The organism is Streptomyces sp. NBC_01716, assembly GCF_036248275.1.
Classification (GTDB): domain Bacteria; phylum Actinomycetota; class Actinomycetes; order Streptomycetales; family Streptomycetaceae; genus Streptomyces.
Genome location: NZ_CP109181.1, coordinates 1008711 through 1031507, shown reverse-complemented (window position 1 = coordinate 1031507; position 22797 = coordinate 1008711). Strand labels below are relative to the sequence as shown.

Annotated in this window: 20 protein-coding genes and 3 pseudogenes; 12 read left to right on the top strand and 11 right to left on the bottom strand. The window is 66.6% G+C overall.

Annotated features, from left to right (window positions below; all coding sequences use genetic code 11):
* Positions 1-24 precede the first annotated feature (24 nt).
* The 5 genes from OIE74_RS04470 to OIE74_RS04450 form a co-directional block, all read right to left on the bottom strand.
* The gene (locus OIE74_RS04470) at positions 25-1164 is read right to left on the bottom strand and encodes a pyridoxal phosphate-dependent aminotransferase (RefSeq protein ID WP_329378627.1); all 1140 of its coding nucleotides are present in this window, start codon (positions 1162-1164) and stop codon (positions 25-27) included.
* A complete protein-coding gene (locus OIE74_RS04465) occupies positions 1161-1937 on the bottom strand; it encodes an ABC transporter ATP-binding protein (RefSeq protein WP_329378625.1) in 777 nt (258 codons plus the stop codon). Before OIE74_RS04465 ends, OIE74_RS04470 begins: the two co-directional genes overlap by 4 nt.
* Positions 1934-3475 carry a dipeptide/oligopeptide/nickel ABC transporter permease/ATP-binding protein gene (locus tag OIE74_RS04460; RefSeq protein ID WP_329378624.1) on the bottom strand — a complete coding sequence of 514 codons (1542 nt, stop codon included), beginning with the start codon at positions 3473-3475 and terminating at the stop codon, positions 1934-1936. The genes OIE74_RS04465 and OIE74_RS04460 overlap by 4 nt, the downstream gene beginning before the upstream one ends.
* Positions 3476-3723: 248 nt before the next feature.
* Positions 3724-4674: an ABC transporter permease gene (locus OIE74_RS04455; RefSeq protein ID WP_329378622.1), complete on the bottom strand. Its 951-nt coding sequence runs from the start codon at positions 4672-4674 to the stop codon at positions 3724-3726.
* Positions 4671-6236 carry an ABC transporter substrate-binding protein gene (locus tag OIE74_RS04450; RefSeq protein ID WP_329378620.1) on the bottom strand — a complete coding sequence of 522 codons (1566 nt, stop codon included), beginning with the start codon at positions 6234-6236 and terminating at the stop codon, positions 4671-4673. Before OIE74_RS04450 ends, OIE74_RS04455 begins: the two co-directional genes overlap by 4 nt.
* A 152-nt stretch (positions 6237-6388) precedes the next feature.
* On the opposite strand from OIE74_RS04450, the gene OIE74_RS04445 reads away from it, so the two are divergent.
* The 3 genes and pseudogenes from OIE74_RS04445 to OIE74_RS38565 all read left to right on the top strand — a co-directional run.
* On the top strand, positions 6389-7195 hold the full coding sequence (locus OIE74_RS04445) for an alpha/beta fold hydrolase (protein ID WP_329378618.1): 807 nt from the start codon (positions 6389-6391) through the stop codon (positions 7193-7195).
* Between the two features lie 51 nt (positions 7196-7246).
* Positions 7247-8011, top strand: coding sequence for a GntR family transcriptional regulator (locus OIE74_RS04440; protein WP_329378616.1), 765 nt, complete (start codon positions 7247-7249; stop codon positions 8009-8011).
* A 10-nt stretch (positions 8012-8021) separates the two neighbouring features.
* Positions 8022-8435, top strand: a pseudogene (locus tag OIE74_RS38565) (ISAzo13 family transposase); the annotation flags it as partial.
* On the opposite strand, the gene OIE74_RS04435 reads toward OIE74_RS38565, so the two are convergent.
* On the bottom strand, positions 8422-9042 hold the full coding sequence (locus tag OIE74_RS04435; protein ID WP_329392160.1) for a cysteine hydrolase family protein: 621 nt from the start codon (positions 9040-9042) through the stop codon (positions 8422-8424). The pseudogene OIE74_RS38565 and the gene OIE74_RS04435 overlap by 14 nt on opposite strands.
* A gap of 124 nt (positions 9043-9166) precedes the next feature.
* Entirely contained in the window at positions 9167-12592 is a 3426-nt protein-coding gene (locus OIE74_RS04430; RefSeq protein WP_329378614.1) for an indolepyruvate ferredoxin oxidoreductase family protein, read from the bottom strand.
* A gap of 168 nt (positions 12593-12760) precedes the next feature.
* Between OIE74_RS04430 and OIE74_RS04425 the strand changes: the two genes are divergently transcribed.
* The 5 genes from OIE74_RS04425 (at position 12761) to OIE74_RS38555 (ending at position 14357) form a co-directional block, all read left to right on the top strand.
* On the top strand, positions 12761-13255 hold the full coding sequence (locus OIE74_RS04425) for an Lrp/AsnC family transcriptional regulator (protein ID WP_329378612.1): 495 nt from the start codon (positions 12761-12763) through the stop codon (positions 13253-13255).
* A gap of 199 nt (positions 13256-13454) precedes the next feature.
* On the top strand, positions 13455-13622 hold the full coding sequence (locus tag OIE74_RS04420) for a transposase (protein ID WP_329378610.1): 168 nt from the start codon (positions 13455-13457) through the stop codon (positions 13620-13622).
* Between the two features lie 141 nt (positions 13623-13763).
* A complete protein-coding gene (locus OIE74_RS04415; protein WP_329378608.1) occupies positions 13764-13934 on the top strand; it encodes a hypothetical protein in 171 nt (56 codons plus the stop codon).
* 26 nt (positions 13935-13960) lie between these two features.
* Positions 13961-14221 (top strand): hypothetical protein, encoded by a 261-nt coding sequence (locus tag OIE74_RS38560; RefSeq protein WP_443076022.1) that lies wholly within the window; start codon positions 13961-13963, stop codon positions 14219-14221.
* Positions 14103-14357: an integrase core domain-containing protein gene (locus tag OIE74_RS38555; RefSeq protein ID WP_443076021.1), complete on the top strand. Its 255-nt coding sequence runs from the start codon at positions 14103-14105 to the stop codon at positions 14355-14357. Before OIE74_RS38560 ends, OIE74_RS38555 begins: the two co-directional genes overlap by 119 nt.
* Before the next feature lie 37 nt (positions 14358-14394).
* Here OIE74_RS38555 and OIE74_RS38550 read toward each other — a convergent pair whose 3' ends face one another.
* A complete protein-coding gene (locus OIE74_RS38550; RefSeq protein ID WP_443076020.1) occupies positions 14395-15414 on the bottom strand; it encodes a serine hydrolase in 1020 nt (339 codons plus the stop codon).
* A gap of 111 nt (positions 15415-15525) precedes the next feature.
* On the opposite strand from OIE74_RS38550, the gene OIE74_RS04400 reads away from it, so the two are divergent.
* A protein-coding gene (locus OIE74_RS04400; protein ID WP_443076338.1) for an IS5 family transposase occupies positions 15526-16400 on the top strand; the annotation gives its coding sequence in 2 pieces (ribosomal slippage) (positions 15526-15907 and positions 15907-16400; 876 coding nt in all).
* Positions 16401-16450: 50 nt separating this feature from the next.
* Here OIE74_RS04400 and OIE74_RS04395 read toward each other — a convergent pair.
* Positions 16451-17188, bottom strand: a complete 738-nt coding sequence (locus tag OIE74_RS04395; RefSeq protein ID WP_329378606.1) for an MBL fold metallo-hydrolase — start codon at positions 17186-17188, stop codon at positions 16451-16453.
* A gap of 282 nt (positions 17189-17470) precedes the next feature.
* On the opposite strand from OIE74_RS04395, the gene OIE74_RS04390 reads away from it, so the two are divergent.
* Together OIE74_RS04390 and OIE74_RS04385 are read left to right on the top strand one after the other, a co-directional pair.
* On the top strand, positions 17471-17878 hold the full coding sequence (locus OIE74_RS04390) for a winged helix-turn-helix transcriptional regulator (RefSeq protein ID WP_329378604.1): 408 nt from the start codon (positions 17471-17473) through the stop codon (positions 17876-17878).
* A 76-nt stretch (positions 17879-17954) separates the two neighbouring features.
* Positions 17955-18199 (top strand): annotated as a pseudogene (locus OIE74_RS04385) (IS481 family transposase); the annotation flags it as partial.
* Between the two features lie 1692 nt (positions 18200-19891).
* Here the strand turns inward: OIE74_RS04385 and OIE74_RS04380 are convergent.
* Positions 19892-20107: pseudogene (locus OIE74_RS04380) on the bottom strand (tyrosine-type recombinase/integrase); the annotation flags it as partial.
* Here OIE74_RS04380 and OIE74_RS04375 point away from each other — a divergent pair.
* A complete protein-coding gene (locus tag OIE74_RS04375; RefSeq protein ID WP_329392585.1) occupies positions 20046-20699 on the top strand; it encodes a hypothetical protein in 654 nt (217 codons plus the stop codon). The pseudogene OIE74_RS04380 and the gene OIE74_RS04375 overlap by 62 nt on opposite strands.
* Here OIE74_RS04375 and OIE74_RS04370 read toward each other — a convergent pair.
* Positions 20674-22794 (bottom strand): N,N-dimethylformamidase beta subunit family domain-containing protein, encoded by a 2121-nt coding sequence (locus OIE74_RS04370; RefSeq protein WP_329378601.1) that lies wholly within the window; start codon positions 22792-22794, stop codon positions 20674-20676. The two genes, OIE74_RS04375 and OIE74_RS04370, sit on opposite strands and share 26 nt — an antisense overlap.
* Positions 22795-22797: the final 3 nt, after the last annotated feature.

Genomic DNA, 22797 nt, shown 5'->3' with positions numbered 1-22797 from the left:
CCGCACTGCCACCAGGTGGCGTGCTCAGTGGCCGGTACGCAGGCCCGTCCGGCTCGCCATGAGAGCGTGCCCGGTTGACTCGATTGCCGGAAAGTCGCCCCCGAACAACATCCGGGCATGATTCGCCGGCCCGTGGAACCTGTCTCCCGCCAACGCGAGAATCCCGAGGTCCACCAGGTGACGCTCCAGTTCACGACCTCTCAGGCCGGTGACGGAGAAGTCGGCGAAAGCAGCCACCCCACCCGCTGGAGTCACGACCGGGAAACCGGCGTCGCGCAGGATCCCGACCATCATCGACCGCTTCGCGGGATACTGCCCGATCGCTTGGTCGATCCAGTCGCGCGGTCCGGTCAGGGCCGCTTCGGCGGCCGCCTGCGGCACCGCACCGACGTGGATGGCTTCCCACTCCAGGCACCGGGTGGCGGTACGGATCCGCTCAGCCGAAGCGACCAGGTAGCCGACCCGCCAGGAAGCAAACGCGTAGTTCTTGGTGAGACTCTGCACGCTCACCAGCTCCGGGTACTCCTCGCGGAATCCGCTGATCGGGACGAAGGCTCCGTCGTAGACGAAGTGGCTGAACGACTCGTCGACAATCACCAGTGCCCCGTGGCGGCCGGCGATCCGGATCACCGCACGCAGTTCGGCCGAGGTGAGGACCCGCCCCGTGGGGTTGACGGGGTTGCACAACAAGATGGCACGCGTCCGCGCGGTGACGGCGGCTTCGATCCCCGCGATGTCGAGTGCCCAGGCTTCACCCGGGGTACCCGCGACGTGACGAGGAACAGCCCCGGCCCTCGCAATGGGTCCGTCGAAGAAGTAGCTGGGCGCCGGGACGATGATCTCGTCGCCCGGCGAGCACACGGAACCGAGGCAGACGCTCAAGGCATGTGTAGCGCCGTGCGCTACCAGCAGCTCGTGCTCGGGATCGACGCAGACGCCGTCTCGCTCGCGCACCATGGCGGCGATCGCGTGCCGCAGCGACAACGCGCCCTGTGTCTCACGAGGGTGGGTGCGTGAGGCGCTGACGCGCACCGCGTCGACCACATGCTCTGGCATCTCCAGGACTGGAGCACCCGCGACCGGGATGAGCGCCGGGTTGTGCCGGAAAGCCCAGTCGGCCAGCTCGAGCGCCGGCAGGCGACCCAGATCGGTGAGCGCGTTCACTGCTTGCCCTCCTCGGATTGAGTGCCGCCCTCTGGCCCGAGCTGTTCGTCCGACTCGGGCGCGGAGTACGGAGAGCCGGGGACAGCGGCCAGCAACTTCTGTGTGTATGGCTCCCGGGGAGCCGAGAAGAGGTCCTCCGTCAAGGCGTGCTCGATGATGCGTCCTTGACACATGACTGCGGTCTCGTCGCACATCTGACGAACCACGGCCAGGTCGTGAGAGATGAACAGCGCACCGAACCCCGCGCGGTCCTGGAGCTCCAGCAGCATGTCGAGGATGGACTTCTGAATCGAGACGTCCAGCGCGGAGGTGACTTCATCGAAGATCAGCACGCTCGGCCGCACCGCGAGTGCACGGCCGATCGCCACGCGCTGCCGCTGTCCTCCCGAGAGTTCGTGCGGATACTTCTCCAGATGTCGTGGCTCCAGGTGGACGGTCTCGGCGAGCGCCTCGGGCGTGGCCTCGTTTCCCCCGACCCTCAGTGCCTCGGCGAAGACTTGACCGACGACCATGCGTGGGTTGAGCGACGACGTAGGGTCTTGGAAGACCATCTGCAGTGACCGACGGCCCGTTGGACGTGTGATGGTCCCCGCGGCGGGACGCACCAGGCCGGCGATCGCCCTTGCCACTGTCGACTTGCCGGAGCCGGACTCACCGACCAGCCCCAAGGTGCTACCGGCATCGATCGCAAGGTGCACGTCTTCGACCACACGGCGGGCTCGCCGCCCGGAGCCGTAGTCGACGGCGAGCTCTGCGACGGTCACTACGCTCATCCTGGAGTCCTCGAGAATCGGCGGGCAGGCCCCTTCGACGCGATGGCGCGCGGATTGGGTCTGGTGATGTCGGGCACGGCTGCAAGCAGCTTCTGCGTATACGGATGACGGGCCGCGTCGAGTTCGGCGACTGCCAGCTGCTCGACGATCTGGCCTCGATACATGACCAGGACGCGATCGCACACCTCACGGACGACCCCGAAGTCGTGCGAGATGAAGAGAATCGCCAGCTTGTGCCTGCGCTGAGCGGACTTGAGCAGGTCCAGGATCTGCTGTTGAATCGTCACGTCCAGGGCGGTGGTGGGTTCGTCAGCGATGAGCAGAGAGGGTTCTGCCATCAGCGCCATCGCGATCATCACCCGTTGCCGCATGCCCCCCGACAGCTCATGCGGGTGCATCCGCAGGACTCGCTCGGCGTCCGGGATGCCGACCTCGGTCAAGGAGGCGATCGCCCGCTGGGTGGCCTCGGCGGCTGAGAGGCCACCGTGGTGTCGGACAGCCTCAACCATCTGACGGCCGATTCGCATCGTCGGAGTCAGCGCGGACATGGGGTTCTGGAACACCGTGGTCAGCCTTGTGCCCAGCAACCGACGCAGAGCGACGTCGCCGTGTCCGCGCAAGTCTTGTCCGTCCAGCTCCAGACGTTCCGCCCGGACCTTCCCGGACGGCGGAACAAGTCCGGTGATGGCAGCGGCGGTGACGCTCTTGCCGCTGCCCGACTCTCCGACGATCCCTACTGTCTCGCCCGGGTGTACAACGAAGGAGACATCCGAGACGACGTCCGAGACGACGTCCGCCCGCGGCCCTCCGGAGCCGAAGGACACATGCAGCCCCTCGACGTTCAGGACGGCGCGCTCAGTCGACCGGATCGCCGTGGCCGGGAGCGGATCCACGGGGCCGTTCTCGCGAGGGATCGTCTCGCTGACGTCCGCATGGGCGCCGGACCAGCGACGTGGGTCCATGGCCCGTGCGCCGGCCTCTCCCACGAAGGCCAGCAGCAGCCCGACAAAGGTGATCGCAGCGCCCGGACCGAGCACGACCATCGGGGAGGTGAAGATGCGGTCCAGGTTGGCCCCGAGCAAGCTGCCCCAGTCGTACGACGGTGCCTGAACTCCGAGGCCCAGGAAGCTCAGAGCAGAGAGTGCGACCATGGCTTCACCGACCGACGTGGTCACCTGGATCCACAGGGGGGCAGCCACGTTGGGGGCGATGTGCCGTCGCAGCGTCCGCCTCCGACCCACACCGAGAAGCCTGGCGGCATGGATGTACTCGAGCTGCACGACGCCGTTGGCGAGGTTCAACATGGTGCGGGCGAACAGCGGGACGTAGGCGAGTCCGACAGCGAAGACGGCACTTGCCGTGGTCTGACTCAGCGCGGTCGTCACGAACAGAGCCACGACGATCGGGGGAAAGGCCAGCCATATGTTCAGGCCGAGCAGGATGCCGCGACGCAGCCCGCCCTTGGTGAGCGAGGCGAGCAGTCCGATCAGGTAGCCCAGAATCGCCGCCAGCGCGACGGCGGAGAAGGACAACAGCACCGTCGTCCTCGCCGCGTAGACGACTCGGGAGGCGACATCTCTCCCCAGAGCGTCGGTGCCGAAGAGATGCGACCAGCTCGCGGGTTCCCGCGCCATCGCGGGCGCCGTACTGCCGGCGGCCTGGTCGGTGACGAGCGGACCGAAGACACAGACGAGCGCGAGCAGCGCCACCAGCACCACAGCGGCACGACCCGACCACGTGGACAGCATGGACCGGAGAACTCCGCGCTTCTTGAGGTGAGAGCGCATCATACGGTCCGAACCCGCGGGTCCACCGCGTACAGCGCCAGGTCGACCAGCGAGTTGACGAGCAGGACGCTGATTCCGATGAGGATGATCGCGATCTGGAGGACCGGGTAGTCGCGGGAGTCCACCGCTGCGACGAGTGTGGTGCCCAATCCGGGCCACTGGAACACGTTCTCGACGATGACACTGCCGCCCAGCAGGTACCCGAACATGACCCCAGCGATCGTCAGCGCGCCGGCGACGACATTCGGCAGCACGTGGAACAGATAAAGTCGGTGAGCAGGCAACTGTTTACTCCTGACTGTCCTGGCGTAGTCGCTCTGCAGCGCTCCCAGTGCCTCGACGCGAACGATCCTCGCCAGCACGGCGGTCGCCGGCAGTGAGAGCGCCAGTACCGGGAGGACGAGCGAGCTGACCCCGTCATAACCGGCGACGGGAAAGATGCTCCACATCACCGCGAAAGCGGCCACGAGCCCGACCCCCAACACGTAGGCCGGTACGGACGCTATGACTCCCATTGCCGCGGTGAACGAGTTCGAGACGAAGGGCCGCTTCTCGCCCTCCGTGGCCGCAGCCATCCCGAGGCCGAGGACCACGCTCAGCAACCCCGTGACCACGATGCTGGCCAGGGCCAGTTCCATCGTGGGCATGGCGCGTTCGGACAAGATGTCGGTCACCGACTGGCCTCCGAAGGACGATCCGAACGTGAAGGTGACCAAGTCGTGCAAGAAGGTGAGGTACCGCTCCGGGAGGGGTTCGTCCAGCCCGAGAACGACTCGCATGCGAGCCCGGTCATCGGCCGTGGCCGTCGGCCCCAGGAGACGAGCGACTGGATCGCCCGGCATGAGTTGGACCAGCAGGAACGATGCCGTTGCGAGGAGCCAGACGCTGCCGGCCAGCCTGGCGAGAAGTCCGGCGGTGAAGACCGCGAACGAACGTGTACGTGCCCTCATTTGGACCTCCGCAAGCTGCTGGGGTCGATGAACGAGGCGTACGGCCGGACGGCGATGCCCTTGGCGGTGACGAGGTGTGTCGCGTCGTAGAACATCGGCACGAGAGACACCTGCTCATTGAGCGCCTGCTGCGCCTCGGCCCAGATCGGGCAGGTGCTCCCGGGATCCTGCGCGTATGCCTGCTTGGCGAGGCGAGCGTACTTGTCGTTCGCCACATAGGAGTGGGTGGGCGATTCGGGCGAGGTCAGGAAGGGCGAGATGATTGCGGGGTCGAGCACGCCTGTCCAAGCTCCGACCCACACGTCGTAGTCACCCTCAGCGCGTCGTTCCGCCCCGGTGGCCTGGTCGACGTTCTGCAGGTTGACCTTGATGCCCGCCTTGGTCCAGGCATCGAGCGCGTAGTCGGCGACCGGCGGGGCAGGTGCGGCCGGACCGGACACGATCACGTCCACTGTGAGCGGCCGGCCGTTCTTGACCCACTTGTCGCCCTTCTTGGCCCAGCCGGCTTCGGTGAGGCTCCGCTCCGCCGCCGGAACGTCGAACTGAACCAGACCCTCATCCGTCACGTCGGACTGACAGGTCGACTGGGGCAGAGCCACACTGTTGGTCACCTGGTCAGCCGATCCAGTGACCACCGAACTCATGGCCGCCCGGTCCAGAACCCCGGCGATGGCGCGCCGCACCCGGATGTCCTGGACCGGGCTTGAGTCCTTGAGGAAGTTGAAGTGGACGAAGGTCGCGGACGAGGGAACCAGAGCAGTGGTGAACCGAGAGGCATGGAGCCTGTCGAAGGCGCCCTCTTCTCGGAAGACTCCGAGACTCAGATCGCCTGCCAACATCAGGTTCGCCGCCGTGGTCTCGTTCTCGACTACGTCGATCTTGACCTGCTTGGGCAGGTCGGCGGAGGTCGCCCCGCCTGGTCCCCACGCGTAGTGGGGGTTGGCTTTGAACGCGTAGGAGCGGCCGGGTGCAGCGGAGGTGAGGATGTAGGGGCCGCTACCGGCCGACTTCCGGCCCAGGCCGGCCGGGTCGTCAAGTCCGGATTGGCACAAGATCCCGGGATAGGTGGTCAAGTTCGAGAGCAGCGGGCTGAAAGGTTTCGGCAACTTCAGTGTCAGGGTGTTGCTGGCTTCGTCCGCGGTGACCGAGTAGTCGGTGGACCCGAGGAACGAGCCGGTGAAGGGAGCCTTGGCCGCGGGGTCCTTGAGCTTCTCGAAGTTCTTCGCGACCACCGCGGCGGTCAGATTCTCCCCGTCGGAACACTTCACACCGTCCCGGATCTTGAACTTCGCCTCGCCGGCCGTCACCTTCCAGCTCTCCGCCAACTGGCTCACGATCTTGCCGTCCGCGTTCCTGGCCACGAGCGTGTCGTAGGACATGCGCATCATGGCGCGACCCCATCCGGTGGAGCTGAGGAGGGGGTCGAGGCTTCCCGGATCTGCGGGAACCTGGATGACGACGGCGTCGCCGTCCGCGCCGGCGCCGGCGCCGGCGCCGGCGCTGCAGGCGCTGGTCGCGACCAACGCCAGAATGATCATTCCCGTCACGGTTCGCACGCGCATCTGCATCTCCGTTAGCCAGCGAAGCTCAAGGGGGGCGGCTCCTTGGCGCCAGACACTAGAACACGGAATTGAGATATGTATAGAGGTGATCTAAGATATCTTTGCTTCGGTGGCGGGAACGCCGTCACCTACCCCCCCGAAAGGACGCCGACATGACCACGTCGCGCCAAGGGTTCAGGACCTACGACGGAGCGACGCTCCGGTACGTCGACGAAGGAAGCGGGCCCCCCTTCGTGATCTTGCCTGGACTCTCAAGTTCGGTGGCCAAGTTCTCGAAGCAGGTGTCAGGGCTCCGGGACCGCTACCGCGTGCTCGCGCTCGATCCGCGTGGTCACGGCGAATCAGATGCACCGGAGACGGGCTACACGTACCACGGGCTGGCGCGCGACCTTCACGAATTCCTCAACCATCTCGGCTTGGACAGCATTGCCGTTCTCGGCCACTCCGCCGGGTGCAAGATCATCCTGACGTACTGCGAGATCTACGGGACCTCGCGCTTGTCACACGTCGTCTTCTCCGACGACGCCCCGTGCTGCATCGGAGATGGAGCCTTCACGTTCAGCGAAGCCGAGCAGACACTCGCAGCCCTGTCCGGACCGGACGCTGTCGCATACACTCGCCGATTCTCAGACATGTTCGTCACGGACAGCATGGACGAGTTCGCCCGACATCTGTTCTACGATGAGATGTTGAAGATGCCGCGGTGGGCGCACGCCAAACTGATCCGATGGGCACTCTTCGGAGACTGGTGGGACGCGGTGAAGTTGGTGGACGTCCCGACTCTGACGATCGCCGGGCGGATCAGCAAGAATCCCTGGCAGAACATGCAGCGCTTCCACGAGGCCATCCCCGGGTCGGAGATTGCAATCTTTGAAGCCGACGAAGGCGGCTCCCACGCGATGTACTGGGAGAACCCGGAGAAATACAACTCAGTGCTCGACGCGTTCCTCTCCCGCTGAGTGGCCCGGCGCCTGCCGGAAGCAGCCACACCCCGAACCAGGACGGCACGAGTGAGAGCAGACCACGACCCCTCCCCTTTCGACGTCGGAACACTTCGGCACCTGCCGGCGCTCCTCAAGCCCGCGTCGCCGACAGCCAACCAGACCGAGTCCTCCTATCGCACCCTTCGGCGGCGGATCCTGGAACTCGAACTGCGCCCCGGTGACCGCTTCACAGAGTCCATGCTCGCTGCCGAGTTCGGCGTGAGCAAGACTCCTGTGCGCGAAGCCCTTGTTCGCCTTCATCACGACGGATTGGTCGCACCGGCGCCTCGGGCCGGGTACGTGGTCACACCCGTCACCTTGAGGTCGACGCGGGACCTCTGCCAGCTCCGGTCCATTCTGGAGCCGAAAGCCGCCGAGCTGGCTGCCCGGAGGCGCGTGAGTGACGGCCTCGCCCGGCGACTGACCGAACTGTCCGACATCGAGCTGGCGCGCCCCTACGCGAGCGACAAAGAAGGTGTGGATCGGTACCTTCGCGGCCACTTCGAGTTCCAGTTGATCATTGCGAACGCGTGCGGTAACGACCGACTGGCCCAAGCGATCGTTGAACTGTTGGACGGTCTCGAACATGTGCTGCGGCTCTGTCTCGGAGAGATCAGCTGGTCGCGCGATCGGGTCGACCAACGCTCGGCGATCGCACGCGCGATCCGCGAAGGCGATCCCGACGCGGCCTACCAGCACATGCTGCGGCGCACCACCGAAGGGGGAGAAGAGATCATCGCCGCCTTGATGGAGATCCCGTCGGTTATCGACGCCACCGTCGTGAAGCGCTGAGCTCGGCCGCCCGACCGGAGTCGCCGTCGCCGGCGCGGAGACGGCGGCTCTGCCACTGACCCGCCACTTCTTCCGGACGACGGGAACCACGCCCTGCGCCCCAGACCATGCGCGGCCGTCCCGACGCCGGTGGCAACCCGGGACCTTGTCCTCGGACGGCGTCGTCAGGCGCGGACGCTCACCTCGGCTCGACCTTCCGAGACGACCCTCGCGGCCGTGTTCCACCTGCGCGTCCACCTGGTTGCCGAACCCCTCGCCGTGCTTTCAGCAGCAGGACCGCCACGCACCGCACCCCGCCGAGGATCAGGCGACTGCTCGAAGCGCACGCCATCGTGCCCGCCCGCTGTCGCCCCCGCCCGGGGCCCTCGGGGCTCGCGTTCGCGCCCGGAGCGGCGACTCCGACAGCAGGATCAAGACGACGTGCGATGCTCTGCGGGCCCTTGGCGTCCACCGCCCGCACCACTCCACGGCAGCAGCGCCAGCCAATCGTCAGAGTCCACAACGACGGCGCCGCGAGCCGGGAGAACACGCTGCAGCAGGAAGTCGTGCACGGCGGGTTCCGGGTCGACGCAGCAGTCTCCGAGCACGGTGACGTCGTAGTCGAGGTCCAGGGCCGCCAGCGTCGTGGCCAGGACCATCGCGCTCGTCGCGACCCCGCCGATAGCAAGATGGGTGACATTGTTCGACCGCAGTACCAGGTCGAGCTCGCTTCCGTGAAACGCACTTGCCCTGCGCTTGGTGATGATCGGCTCGTCTCGCTGCGGAGACAGCCTTGGATCGACTTGCGGGCCAGGGCCCCCTTCATGGAAGACCTGACCGAGCGGGAAGAACTGGTTCATGACGCGGTTCCGCGGCGACAGGTCGACGCCCGATTCTCGAAGGGCAGCCACACAAAATACCAGGAGGATGTCCTTCTCTCGCGCGCCTTCGACCAGTCGGGTGACCGTCGGCAGAACAGGTGCGCAGAAGTCGAACGCACCCGTGATCCCTGTCTGGTAATCGCCGACCAGCAGGGCCTGGCGCCCCGCCATCAGATCCACGCCCTGTTGAGGGGTGTGCTCATGAGGAACCGCCTAATCAGTTGTCCGGACAATCAAGAACGGGCCACGGCGACATTGTGCGCTCTGCCCGGCCAGGGCCACCACGGTGCCGGCCTCACAAGGTACGTACGGACATCTCGAACTTGGCCAGACCTGTTTCGAGGGCAGCTCGGTAGCTCTCCACGTTGGTCAGTTTGACCTCTTCGTAGCCCCGGACCAAGTCCGGGAGTGCGGCAACCTCCGCCGCCAGTTCCACGTTCTCGTTCCTGAGTCCACCTACGAGTTTCAGCACGAGCGCCTCGTACTCGGTGAGCAGGGCGCGCTCGACCCTGCGCACGCGGGCGCGGCCGAACGGATCGAATGGTGTGCCGCGGAGCACTCGGGCCGCGTACAGCGCACGGAAGACGGGCCGGAACCAAGGCCCGAGAGAGATCTTGCGTTCGACGCCCAGCGCTCGGAGCATGGGCGGGTGGAGCCGCCATACGGCACGGGACCCAGGGCCGAACTCGGCGGCGAGTTCGTCGGCCAGGCCGGGGCGCGAGCAGAGGCGGGCCACCTCGTACTCGTCCTTGTAGGCCATCAGTTTGAACAGGTTGCGAGCGACGGTGTCGGTGAGCAGACGAGAACCAGGAGCCACTTGCTCCTCGCGTCGGGATACTGCTTCCACGGTCCGGGTGAAGCGGCTCGCATAGGCGCGGTTCTGGTACGCGACCAGTTCCTCGGCCAGTACCGGCGGCACCGCAGCGGCGCCCACACTCTCCGGCGTCGACGGGGCGGCCGCAGTCCGCCGGCCGGCAGCGGCCTTCACCGCCCTGGGCTCGATCACGAACCGCCTTCCCCAGCGAAAGGCCTGAAGGTTTGTCTCCACCGCCACCCTGTTGAGTTCGATGGCCTGCTCGATCGCCTCACTCGGCAGCGGGAGCGCCCCAGCCTGGTAGCTGACGCCGACCATGAAGATGTTGGCGTACTGGTCGTCTCCGAACAGTCCACGGGCGAGCGCCCGCGCGTCCAGGGTCCGAATCGCGTGAACCTCCGACTCGATCCCGGCGACCAGCGCCCCAACGTCCGGGAACGACACCGAGGGGTCACTCACCATGATTCCGGTGGGCACTTCACTAGTGGACACAACGGTGGTGGTGCGTCCGGGCGAGACGACGCGGAGGTTGGCTGGATCGGCGGCGACCAGCAGATCACACCCGAGGTACAGGTCGCACTCGCCGGCCCCGAGTTTGTTGCTGGTTCCCGCACCTCGGCTGAGGCGTACATCGGATACGACCGCGCCGCCCTTCTGGGCCAACCCGGTCTGGTCGAGGGAGCGCACCGTGTATCCGGCCAACCGCCCGGCCGTGGCCAAGATCTGCGAGACGGTCACTACACCGGTTCCCCCGATGCCCGTGAGCCGGATCCCGATCCCGTCCCTCGACTCCTCCGGCGGCGGCGCCGGGAGCGAACCCCCCGCGAGAACCTCGGGTATCCCGACTGTGCCCGCGCGGGGCACCGAGACAGTCATGAACGCGGGGCAGTCGCCCTCCAAGCAGGTCAGATCGGTGTTGCACGATCCTTGGTGGATCCGGGTCTTGCGCCCGAACGTCGTGGCCACGGGCTGCACGGAGAGGCAGTTGGACTTCCCTCCACAGTCACCGCACCCCTCGCACACGCGCTCGTTGATGAAGACGCGGGTCTGCGGCGGCGCGTCCTTCCTGCGGCGGCGGCGCCGCTTCTCCGCGGCGCACTCCTGGTCGTGAATGAGTACCGTCACACCGGGGACGGAAGCGAGCAGCTTCTGAGCCTCATCGAGCCGGGATCGGTCCCAGACCTCCACGCCCCGGGGCAACCGGACTCGTCGGTAGCGTTTGAGGTCTTCGGTCGTGACCAGCACTCGGGCGACCCGCTCGGCTAGCAGGACGTCGACGATGCGCGGCACGTCCATGGCCCCCACAGCTCGCTGGCCGCCAGTCATGGCGACCGCTGAGTTGAAGAGCAGCTTGTAGGTGACGTTCACTCCGGCCGCAACGGCCGCTCGGATGGCCAGTGAGCCGGAGTGGTCGAAGGTGCCGTCTCCAAGGTTCTGCACGTAGTGGCGCCGGTCGACGAAAGGCGCCATTCCGATCCACTGGAGGCCCTCGCCGCCCATCTGGCTGAGTCCGGTCACCTCGCCCACCTGGGACTCGTGCATGAGAAGGACCATCGCGTGGCAGCCGATTCCGGCTCCGGTCAGTGATCCGGCGACCGGCTTGGTCGAGCTGTTGTGTGGACAACCGGAGCAGAAGTACGGCGCTCGAGTGGCCAGCGGCAGTTGTGTGCGGCCGGCGGTGCTCTGGGGCCGCTGGTCCGGGTTGGGGCCGCAGTCGATGCCCCACACGTCGAGGGCCCGGTGCAGACGCCCCGCGATCAGGTCGGCGTCCAGTTCGCCAAAAGCGGGAAACAGCTCAGCGCCCGTGGCATCGTTCTTGCCCAGGACCTGTGGTGCCTGCTGCGAGCCGTAAAGCAGGTCACGGAGCGCGATTTCGAGGAACGCGCGTTTCTCCTCGACGACGACCACGGCTTCGAGGCCTTCAGCGAACTCCCGAACCGTCTCGGACTCCAGCGGGTAGGGCATCCCCACCTTGAGCAGACGCAATGGGCTGGCTTCGAGTGCCGCGTCGTCGTAGCCGAAGCGCGCGAGGACCGCTCGCAACTCGTGCCATGTGCGACCGCTCGCAACGATTCCCACCCGATCCGCTGTGCCGCTGCCGATCACCCGGTTCAACCCGTTCAGTCGGGAGTACTCACGCGCCAGACGAAGGCGGGTAGTGACCATGTCGCGCTCGAGCGGTCCCAACGTGGGCTGGAGCAGTCGAGCGGTGGGTACGTGCCGGCCCGCGCCGTGCGGCTGGCACGGGCCTGGGCGGGCTGGGTCGAGGTCAACCGTTGACGACCCGTCGGCCACCGCGGTGACCACGCGCAGCGCGGTCCACAGGCCGCATGACCGTGACAGAGCCACAGCGTGCAAGCCCAGTTCGAGGACCTCGGAACTGTCGCCGGGCTGCAGGAAAGGGACCATCAAGTCCTGGAGGGCGAACTCGGACGAACACGGCACGCTCGAAGACTTGGCTGCGGGGTCGTCGCCGACCAGCAGCACCGCGCCGCCCTGAGGGTGGGCGCCCATGAGATTCCCGTGCCGGATCGCGTCGGTGGCCCGGTCGAGTCCGGGCGCCTTGCCGTACCAGATCCCCAAGACCCCGTCCCTGGTGGCGCCGTCAAGGTCTGGGGCGAGCTGGGAGCCCTGCACCGCGGTCGCCGCGGACTCCTCGTTCAGGCCGGGCACGAAATGCACGTCGTTGTGTTTCAGCAGTGACCCCTGTCGGCCGAGCTCGAGGTCGTAGCCGGCGAGGGGAGAGCCCTCGTAGCCGGAGATCAGGGTTCCAACCGTCTTCCCGGCCTCCACGTCGTGTCGGTGCTGCGCGATCGGAAGTCGGACAAGGGCCTGGATACCGGTTAGCTGCACCCTGCCTCGCTCAGCGGTGTACCGGTCGCGTGAAAGATCGGCTGACTCAGACACTGATCATCGAGCTCCTTAAGCCAAGAAGGTCAGCGCTATTCAGGGCCCCCTGGGCACTCGGCGCAACTCATGCTCGCCAGACTGATCCGATGGCCCTATTGTTGCCCATGAAACTTGCCAGTTCTGTGCAGTTGGCGCAGTGAGCGCCCAGTCCTGCGAGAGGTCCTCATGACGAGACGCGCCGACCGGCTGGACCGCCTCGACCTATCGGTCCTCACACTGACGCAGAAGCAGCCCCGTGCCGGGGCGCGGGAGTACGCACGTCTTCTCGGGGTGGCCCGTGGCACGGTTCAGGCCCGGCTCGACAAACTCGAGCGACTTGACGTCATAACGGGCCACGAGCCCGCCGTCTCCCCGCGCGGCCTCGGTTTCACCGGCCTCGCCTACGTCAGGCTGAATCTCGCGCAGGGCGTCCTCGACCAGGTGACCGCCGGGCTTGAGCGCGTGCCCGAGGTGATCGAGGTCGACTCGGTCGCCGGCGACAGCGACCTCCTCTGCCAGGTGGTGTCGACCGGTCCAGAGAATCTGGAGGAGGTGATCCAGCGCATACTCGCCATACCCGGGGTGATGCGCAGTCGCACTGAGACTGTGCTGCGGCGCAGGGTCTCGCGACGCGTTGGCCCCCTCTTGGCCCTCCTGGATTCTCAGCTCCCGAGGGACTGATCAGGGTCTGCACGGACGGGCCACAGGCTGGGTCGGCTTCCTTCACCTCGCCGTTTCGGTTGGTGCCGTGTTCACGGTGCCGACGTGCAGCCGGTCGTTGGCGCTCCACGCAAGTTTGCCCCGACTGAGCTGAACCGGATTTTGTAGCGGCCCTGAAGCCAGGCATGATCGCCTCGGCAGATGGGAGAACACAGGTCCGATGCCTGCACCACGGAAGTACCCCGACGAGCTGCGTGAGCGGGCCGTCCGCGAAGTCCAGACCTCCGGCCGTCCGGTCGCTCATGTTGCGAAGGACCTGGGCATCCACAAGGAGGCCCTGCGCGGCTGGGTCCGCCAGGCCGAAGCAGACAAGGGCCGACCGGCCTGATCTGCTGACCACCGCCGAACGGACCGAGCTGGCCCAACTCCGCAAAAAGATAGCCGAGTTGCGTTGGGCGAACGAGATCCTGAAGGCCGCCTCGGTGTTTTTCGCGAAGGAGCCCGACCAGCCCCGCACGAGGCTGACGCGGTGATCGACCACCTCCGCGACGACTTCGGGGTCGGGCCCGTATGCCGGGAACTCGACCTCTCGGTCTCGGCATTCAACGCCCGCCGCAGGCGCCCGAAGTCCGCCCGGCGCCTGCGCGACGAACAGCTCATCGAGCACATCCGCCGGATCCATGACACGTCCGGCGAGTGATCGTCGGATGGCAGCTCGCCACCCACATGCGGACCGATCTCCCGCTGGACGCACTCGAGATGGCTTTGTGGCGGCGGGGAACCAAGAAGGGCTCGGGTCTGATTCATCACAGCGGTCGCGGGTCGCAATACGTGCCAATTCGCCACGGAGAACGGCTGATTGAGGCCGGTGCGACCGCATCCGTCGGCTCCGTCGCGGACAGCTACGACAACGCGATGGCTGAAGCCCTCAACGGCTCCCTTCAAGGCCGAGCTGATCGAGCATCAGGGGCCCTGGCGGGACGCTGACCAGGTCGAACGTGCCCTCGTCCAATGGGTCGGCTGGTACAACACTGAGCGCCTGCACTCCGCCCTCGACTACCTCCCACCCGAGGAATTCGAGACCCGGCACCACCGATCACAGGCAGCCCTCAACGCCGCCTGAAACCAGAGAAAGTGGCCGCTACGAAACTCGGGGCAGCTCAGTCGGCTACGGGTTGTTCAAGGCGTTCGGCGAACGAACGCCTCAGCGCCGTGATATCGGCATCGAAGCGGGTGGGGTGTACCCGGTTGGTCAGCAGGACGGCTGTACCGCCGGAGTGAGGTGCGATGACCAGTGACGTCCCGGTGAACCCGGTGTGCCCGATTCCCTGGATCCGGCCCATCGTGAGATCGTCACCGACTCGGAATCCGATCGCCTGGTGGTAGTTGTCGGCGTCGATGAAGGGTTCGCTCAACAGCTTCACGCTCTCGGCCGACAGCACGCGTCGAGCCCGTCCGGCGCCGCCGTTCAGCACCATCGAGCCCAGGGCGAGGACGTCCTCGGCCGTGGCGAACATCCCGGCGTTCCCGACCGGCCGCCCGATCGCGTGGGCGAGTTCATCGTGTACCTGACCTCGTACTGGCCCCCTGTGGAGTTGCGTCTCAGTCGCCACTGTCGCCGAGATGGTGCTCGGTCGGAATGTCGCGGTGGCAGCGCCGAGCGGGTCGAGGACGCGGGTTCGGATCAGCGTGTCCAGCGGCCGGTCGTCGAGCTCCTCGAGTAGGCGTCCGAGGGCGACATAGCCGACACACGAATAGAGATGTGCGAAGCCAGGAGGGGTATCGGTAAGGAATACCTGGTGCCGCAGGCCCTCGTCGTGGTCGAACAGGGACAGTTGGGCGCCGGGGTGCGGTCGTTCGCGCCGCACGGTGTTGCGGGTGCCGGCCGGGTAGCCGGCAAGGTCGACCATGCCGGTCACATCGGCGGCTTCGGCACCGTTTCGCAGCGTCCCGTTCTGGTCCAGGGCGGGATGCCAGAGAGCTTCGGGCAGTGAGCGGATCGCACGGCGGACCGGCTCGGTGACCGCGTATCCGACCGAGAACCGCAGGTTCAACCCGTGCTCGCGCAAGGTCCGGATGTGGGTGAGGAAGGCTTTCGCGGATCCGGCGCTGTCGGCGCGGACCAGGGTGCCGTGCCGGTGAGCGTCGGGGATCTGCGCGAGGGCGTCGTCCAGCACCACGATGTGATCGGCGGCGGTGTTGGCTCGGAGTTGCCGGGCCGCAGTCGGCCGGACATGGCCTCGCTAGGGTGCGTTTCAAAAAGTGGATCTTGATGTGTCATGATCCACTTCATGGGGAGGCATGACCTGACGGATGTGCAGTGGGTGAAGCTGGCCCCGCTGCTCCCGGTCGGAAGGCAGCCTGGACGGCAACCAGTGCGCAGCAAGCGGCAGCTGATAGACGGCATACGCTGGCGCACTCGTGCTGGTGCTCCCTGGCGGGACGTGCCCGAGCGGTATGGCCCATGGGAGACGGTGTACGGCCTGTTCCGGCGTTGGCAGCGGGATGGCACCTGGCACCGTATCTTCGAGCAGCTGCAGGCCCAGGCCGACGCCGAAGGACTGATCACCTGGGACGTCTCGGTGGATTCGACTATCGCCCGCGCCCACCAGCATGCGGCGGGTGCCCGCAAAAGGGGGATCTGCAGATCGAGCCGCCGGGTGGTGTGTTCACCGAGCCCGACGATCACGGGCTCGGACGCTCCCGGGGCGGGCTCACCACCAAGCTCCACCTGGCGGTCGAGCAGGCCCAGAAGCCGATGCCGCTGGTCATCACGGCCGGACAGCGCGGCGATTCTCCGCAGTTCCAGGTGGTCCTGGGCCGTATCCGGGTGCCCAGGATCGGAGCGGGCCGCCCGCGCACCCGGCCGGACAAGGTCCGTGCCGACAAGGCGTACGGCTCCCGCGCGAACCGCGCCTACCTGCGCAAGCGCGGTATCCGCTGCACGATCCCGGAGAAGCGCGACCAGGTTGCCAACCGGAAGAAGCGCGGTTCCCACGGTGGTCGGCCACCGAAGTTCGACAAGGCCGACTGCAAGGAGCGCCATGCGGTGGAGTGTGGAATCAATCGCCTCAAGCGCCACCGCGCGGTCGCCACGCGCTACGACAAACTCGCCGTTCGCTACGAGGCGACCGTGCTGGTCGCGGCCATCGACGAGTGGCTGTGACCAACACCTTCGAAACGCCCCCTTGGGCGCTGTTACCGGCCCGCGGATCTTTAGAACGAGGCGGGCGGGAGAAGGGCAGGGGACGCGTCCAGCAGCTGGAATCGGTTGTCCCGCTGCTGGACGCGTCCGCTGGTGGGATGCGTGAAGTGGGTGCCCAGCAGCAGGTCATCGGTACCGGCCAGCTCGGTGAGCAGGTGGTGGCGGGTGGTTCGTGCCTCGGCGGGATCGACGTCGCCGACGCTACCCATGTCGGGGTACGCCAGTTGCACGGGGTGATGCAGGCTGTCGCCGCTGATCAGCGCATTGCGGCCGGTGCCTGTCAGCTTGACCGACAGGTGGCCGGGCGTGTGGCCGCGTGTCGGTACCAGGCGGACGCCGTCGGCCACCTCAAGGCCTGAGGCGGGGATGTCGAGCAGGTCGTACAGGCCGTTGTCACGGATGGGCCGCAGGGAGTCGCGGTGCACCTGGGCGACTTCCTCGTCGCTTTCGGCGGCGGCGGTCCAGTAGTCCCATTCTCTGCGGTCGGTGAGGTAGCGGGCGTTCGGGAAGGTCGGTGTCCAGCGGCTGTCGACCAGGTGAGTGTTCCAGGCGACGTGGTCGACGTGCATGTGCGTGGTGATCACCAGGTCGACGGTGTCCGGGGCGAAACCCGCGGCGGTCAGCCACCGCAGCAGCGGGGTCTGCAGGTTGTCGGCGTCGGGTATCTGCCGGGGCTTGTCGTTGCCGATGCCGGTGTCGACCAGGATGCGCTTGCCGTTCACCTCGATCGCGAAGATGTGAACGTGCATCGCAAAGGCTGTGCCGTCGGTGAAGTCGGGCTGCAGCCAGGGGTGGTGCAAGTGTTCCGGTGTGGCATCGGGCAGCAGCCATTGACTGGTTGCCGGTGACATGTCGATTTCGTCGACTCGGCGCACAACGATGCCTCCGAGGTCCCAGCCCAGGAAGGCCGGGGATACACGGCTTGTGAACACTTTGAATCCATTCGTCTTGTTTGACCGCCGGTTCCGTGGGTCGACTCTAGGACCGTCGGCGACCTTTCGTAAGTACGTACCTTTTTGTAAGCTAGTGGCATGGCGGTGAGTGAGCAGTTCAAGGATGTTTTCGCCCAGCTTCCGGCAGGCTCTTTCGACAAGGACTGCCCGACGCGGCCGGTGATGGCCCAAGTGACCGGCCGATGGGGCGCGTTGATCATCGCTGCGCTGGTTCCTGGACCGATGCGCTTCTCCGGCCTTCACCGGCACATCGGCGGCATCAGCCAGAAGATGCTGTCGCAGTACCTCAAGTCGGTGGTGCGGTACGGGCTGGTCGAACGCCTGGTGGAGCCGACCGTCCCGCCGCAGGTCACCTATAGCCTGACGCCACTCGGGCGGAGCCTGGCGCAGCAGCTGTGCGCGCTGCTGAGCTGGTTCAGCGCCAACACCCCGGCGCTGGAGGCCGCCCAGCAGCGCTACGACGCTGCTGATTCCCCGGCCCGGTAGCGTGTCACGGGACTGCTTGCCGGCGCGCCATCGGCGCCCGGACTAGGTGTTCTGTCCACGGAGGGCCGAGACCGGCCGCCTGCGCCTGGCCCGCCTCGCCCATCTGGACCGGGCCACGGGCCGTGTCATCCGCCGCTACGAACGCGACCGGCCCGGCGAGTTGGTCCACGTCGACATCAAGAAGCTCGGCAACATCCCCGACGGCGGTGCGGGCACAAGGTCCTGGGCCGGCAAGCGGGCCGCAAGAACCGCCGGAACGCCGGTTACAGCTACCTGCACACGGCCGTTGACGACCATTCCCGCCTGGCCTACAGCGAAATCTGGTGTGGAACTCACCTGCGCTGCCGGGACGCACTTACGACCCGGCCGCGTCCTGTGCTCGTCGCGTCATCCATACCTGTGAGCGCCACGGCGTACCCGTCCCGGCCGACGGCGCCTACCGGGGGTCTGGTTGGCCCCGGGTCAGCAATGGCTTGGTGCTGGCGTAGTGCGGTGTAGCAGCCCACTCCCGTGCTTGCAGTCGTGAAGCGGTCGCGGCAAGGAGAAGTAGGCGAGCTCGTGTCCAGTTCGCGCCCGGGACGCACGTTCATCCGTCTATGACGCGTCCGCGTGATGGCATCGGCGGACATGCTCGGGTTGGGGACCATGCCTGGGGACCAGTGGTAAATACATGCATTGCTGCCGGAGCGCGGTGGCAAGGACCGCTGAGCTGCTGGTTATCCGGCGCGCCGGATGCTTGCCACGTTGGCTCCGGGCTCGGTGCCGGCAGTGAGCGTGATGTGCCAACCATCCGCGGTACGGCGGTGTTCGGAGGCGTACAGCGGAGGCAGAGTGCGCTGGACCGGGCCGACGGGGACGTTCTGGCCGAAGATCCTGATCTCGTAGGCGGGGTGGTTCTGCCTGAGCCGAACAGGCTGTGGCGCTGTGAACAGCCCTCGTATGGATTCGGTGTCATCGGCTTCCATGGTCACTGAAGTGACCACTTCGTCGACCGCTCCACCCGTCAGCAGTGTGTGGGCCTCGCGTATGGCGCGAAGGTCTTCGGGGCTCGGGCCTTTGGGGACCATAAGAGTGGTCACCGCCAGCTGCTCTATGGCGACGAGCTGTTCGAGTACCCGCAGTACCGGCCCCGCGCCGTCATGGCGCGGGGCGGAAGGGCGCGGGGTCGTTCACAGCGTGTCCCGCCAGGGTCATCTGAAGGTATCTTGCCGGTTCCGCATAGGAAGCGAACCGGACAACATCCAGCCATTGCCCAGGCCGTAACGCCTCGGGGACGTTCACATCGATCTTGATCGAGGACTCCCGCGTCGTGCGGTCCAGGCGAAGCCGACAGGTGATCGCTCCTGTGGGATCGGCTCCCACGAGGGTTCCTCCATGGGAGCCGGAACGGATGGACGTCATGTGCAGCCCGAGCACGGCGAGACGTTTGCCTGCTGGGGGCGATCTCCTGAAGCAGGTGCCCCAGCTCCGCGTGATGGTTGGCGAAATAGAACCGGCGCACAGCCGGGTGCTCGGCCAGTCGGGCCTTGATCCAGGTGGCCCCGCGCCACAAAAGGGGGAACGAGAACCTCTGCTGAAGGCCGCTGAACCACTTCTCCTCGGTCGGGTTGAGGTCGATCGGCACGATGACGTCCCAGCTGACGGGGTTCAGCAGCGCGGCCCGACCCAAGGACTTCTCGACCTTGTCCCGGCGCCCCTTTGTCATCCGGCCGGTGAAGGATTTCATCTCGAAGACGTGGAGTCCGTCGGGGGCCGTGAGCTGTGCGTCTCTGCCGCCATCGCCGCCTGATCCATCAACGCGCACAAGCTGCGGGTGCATGCAGCTGAGTAGGACGGCGACGGCCTGTTCGTAGGCCCCGGGATCCTTCGGCCACTCCACGTCACCCACGCCCGCGACTGGGGGTCAAGGGGTCGCAGGTTCAAATCCTGTCGTCCCGACTCGTGAGAGTCGCAGATCGGGGCCGGTTTCGGAGAGATCCGAGACCGGCCCTTGATCGTTGTCGGGGACCAGGTGTGTACGTCCGGGTACAGGTAGCGCTGGGTGGTTGTCAGTGATCCGTGGCCGGCGATCCTGCGGAGGACGTGTGCCTGGACTCCGGCGTCGGCGAACCAGGTCAGTCCGGTGTGCCGGAGGTCGTGGCGGCGCAGGTGTTCGTAGCCGAGCTTGGTGACCACGTCGTCCCAGTGGGTGGCGTCGCGCAGGACGGCGGTGGAGATGAGCCCGCCGCGACTGTCGGGTGCTCCTGGCCCGGATCGGTCCCACCAGGCCGACGCCGTGCTCCCGGGCGACCTGCTGCTTGATGGCGACGGAGAGATAGCCGCCGTTGAAGAAGTGCTCCTTCGACAGCGGGTTCCGATCATAGAGGTCGGCCAGGATGCCGGGGAGGGCCTTGGTGTCGTGGACGGGAGCCTTGGGGGTGCTGACGTCGGTGATCACGCTGGGGGTGTCCGGATCGCAGGTTTCGGTGACATGCGCGAGGAAGCCCTTCCCGCGGGTCTCGCCGCGGCGTGCGTAGCGGGCGCTCTCGCGCCACTTCGGACGGTCCTGACCATCAAGGTGGTAGTTCTGCACGAAGATCTGGCGCAGGGCCTGGACTTGCTCACCGTTGCGAAGGGCGGGCAGGTGGCGTCGGTGAGGACGCTGTGGTGGAAGCCGGGGTCCTCCAGCTCCCTACCGAGGGCGTACTTCGGATTCCAAGATCCCCGACAGCGTCAGCTTCTGAGCTTGTTTCAGCACGGGCCCGGCGATGGGTGGTTGCGCCACAAGTGCCCGGCGGTCGAACAGATTTTCCCAGTCAGGTCCGCTTCCGGCGGGATGTGAAGTTGCGTATGACGTTCTCGACGAGCAGGGCCGCATTGTTCGCGCCGCCGTTCACGGGAAGGGCCCCGGTGAAGATGATGGAGCCGACGGAGAACACCGCGCCGCCGCCCTCTCGCTCGACCAGCACCATGTCGGACCTGACGTCACGGTTGAACGTGCCGTTCAGCTGGTTCGAGACGGTGGTGACATCTTCCGGAACCGGGACGTACCACTGGGAGTGCGGCTCCGAGGAAGCCAGGACCACGGTGTCGCGTGGAGTGCCGTAGCGGTGATCGATCCGGTCGATCTCGTCTCCGCTGGTCCCATTCATGATCAGGCCGAAGTCGCCGATCACTTCATCCTCTATTCCTTCGAACACCCAGCGGACGTCGTCCCGATACGATTCCGCTGTCCGGCGGTAGCCCGGCGCCTTGTTGTCCCAGCCATGGGCGCCCATTCCCACTCCGAACAGGCGGTGAGCGCTGCGCCCTCTGGAGCGCCAGAGTCCGCCGAGTTCGCCGGTACTCGCGTGATGGCGTTCGCCAGGTTCGGCATCCCAGTGGCGGAGCCCCTCAGACTTCCTCACTTCGATCACCAGAGGGTGCTCCCTGACGGAGGTGGTAACCCAGTAGAAGCCGTCACCGCCCAGATACAGCAGGCCACCTCCGCTGTCCACGTGCCGGTCAAGGGCATCGAGCATGTCTCCGCTGTAGTACTCGGGGTGCGAACCCGTGATCACGGTCTGATAGTGCGTCAAGGCATCGGCTTCGGAGTGGAGATCGTGCTCGGTGATCACGTCGAACGGTTCACCCAGTTGCGTCAGGAAGTTGACGACGTAGAGGTCGGCCGGGAATCGCCTCGGTGCATGGAATCCCCAGAACCGGTATGTCGGACGCATGTTTGGGATCGGTCGCAGGGCGCTGGAGTGGGCCACACCCGAACCGTCGTTGTGCAGGTCGTAGACGCTCTTACCCCATTCCGGGTGCGCGGCCACCAGGTCTTCCCACTCCCCGGTCCGAACAGGGATCTCGCTTCCCTGCTCGAAGTCGCCCTCGGTGAGGTGCTCGTTCGCGTAGGCCAGGTACGTGAACGTGGCCAGCATGAACGCGATCCTGGCGTGCGGGGCGCCTTCACGAGGGCGTACGGCCAGGGGGATGTAGTCCGTTTCGGCGCCGTTCGCCTGGAGCCGCACCGCGTACACGCCGCTGGGCAACGCGGACGGGATCTCCAGTTCCAGCGAGACCGGCCAGCCGGCATCGGCGAGATCGTCGTCATGGAAGTGGATCGCGTTCCACTGTGCCGGGTCCTGCTCCCATGCGTGAAAGCGGTTGGTCCACGTCGGGCCCGTCATCGCGCGGGTGGGGGTGTTGACCAGGTTGAGGTGGCGTTCGTGTCCACTGACATCGACGGCACGCTGCGAGCTCATGTCGAGTTCGAACGCCCAGGCTCCTTCTGTCGCGCCATTCGCTTCGAGGCTCACGGCGGCCAACTTGCCGTTGTAGAGACCCTCGGGGAAAGTCCGGTCCTGCCTCTCGGTCAGCCGGGTGGCGGCGAGCAGCGGCCTGCCCGATCCGAGGGCTACGCCAGGAGACACTGCCTCGTCGAGGAGGACGGCGTCCCCCTGCGGGTGTGGCAGTGCCCACACCCGTAGCCGCGCGCTGGCCGGGCTGACCGTGAGATCGACCCGAAACCACTCACGCGCCTGGAGGCACGGCGCGGAAGTGAGGAGTCCGTCGCCCACGCGGGCTACGACGCATCTGCCGACGATTCCCAGGGAAAGGCCGGCCTCGGGAAGGGACATCAGGCCCTGTTCACGGTCGCTGTCCGGTGTGGTCGGCCACAGGGCCAGTGAGACGTGCGCGTCGCCGGAAAGGTCGATCACCTCGGAGCCCACGGCATAGGAGCCGATCGCCGTTTCCTGCTCTTCAGCGTGGATCAGCCTTGGTGCCACGGCATCGACCTCCTCGTGGACAAAGCCAGGTCCGTTCGGGTTCTCGTCCCCGTGGATAAGGCGGACGAGGCCCACGGTGACGTCCGCGGCGGTGCTGCTGACCATGACGTCGACGGTTTCGCCGGCCCGGCAGCCGAGCTTGGACAGATAACCGGTGAGAAGCATGTC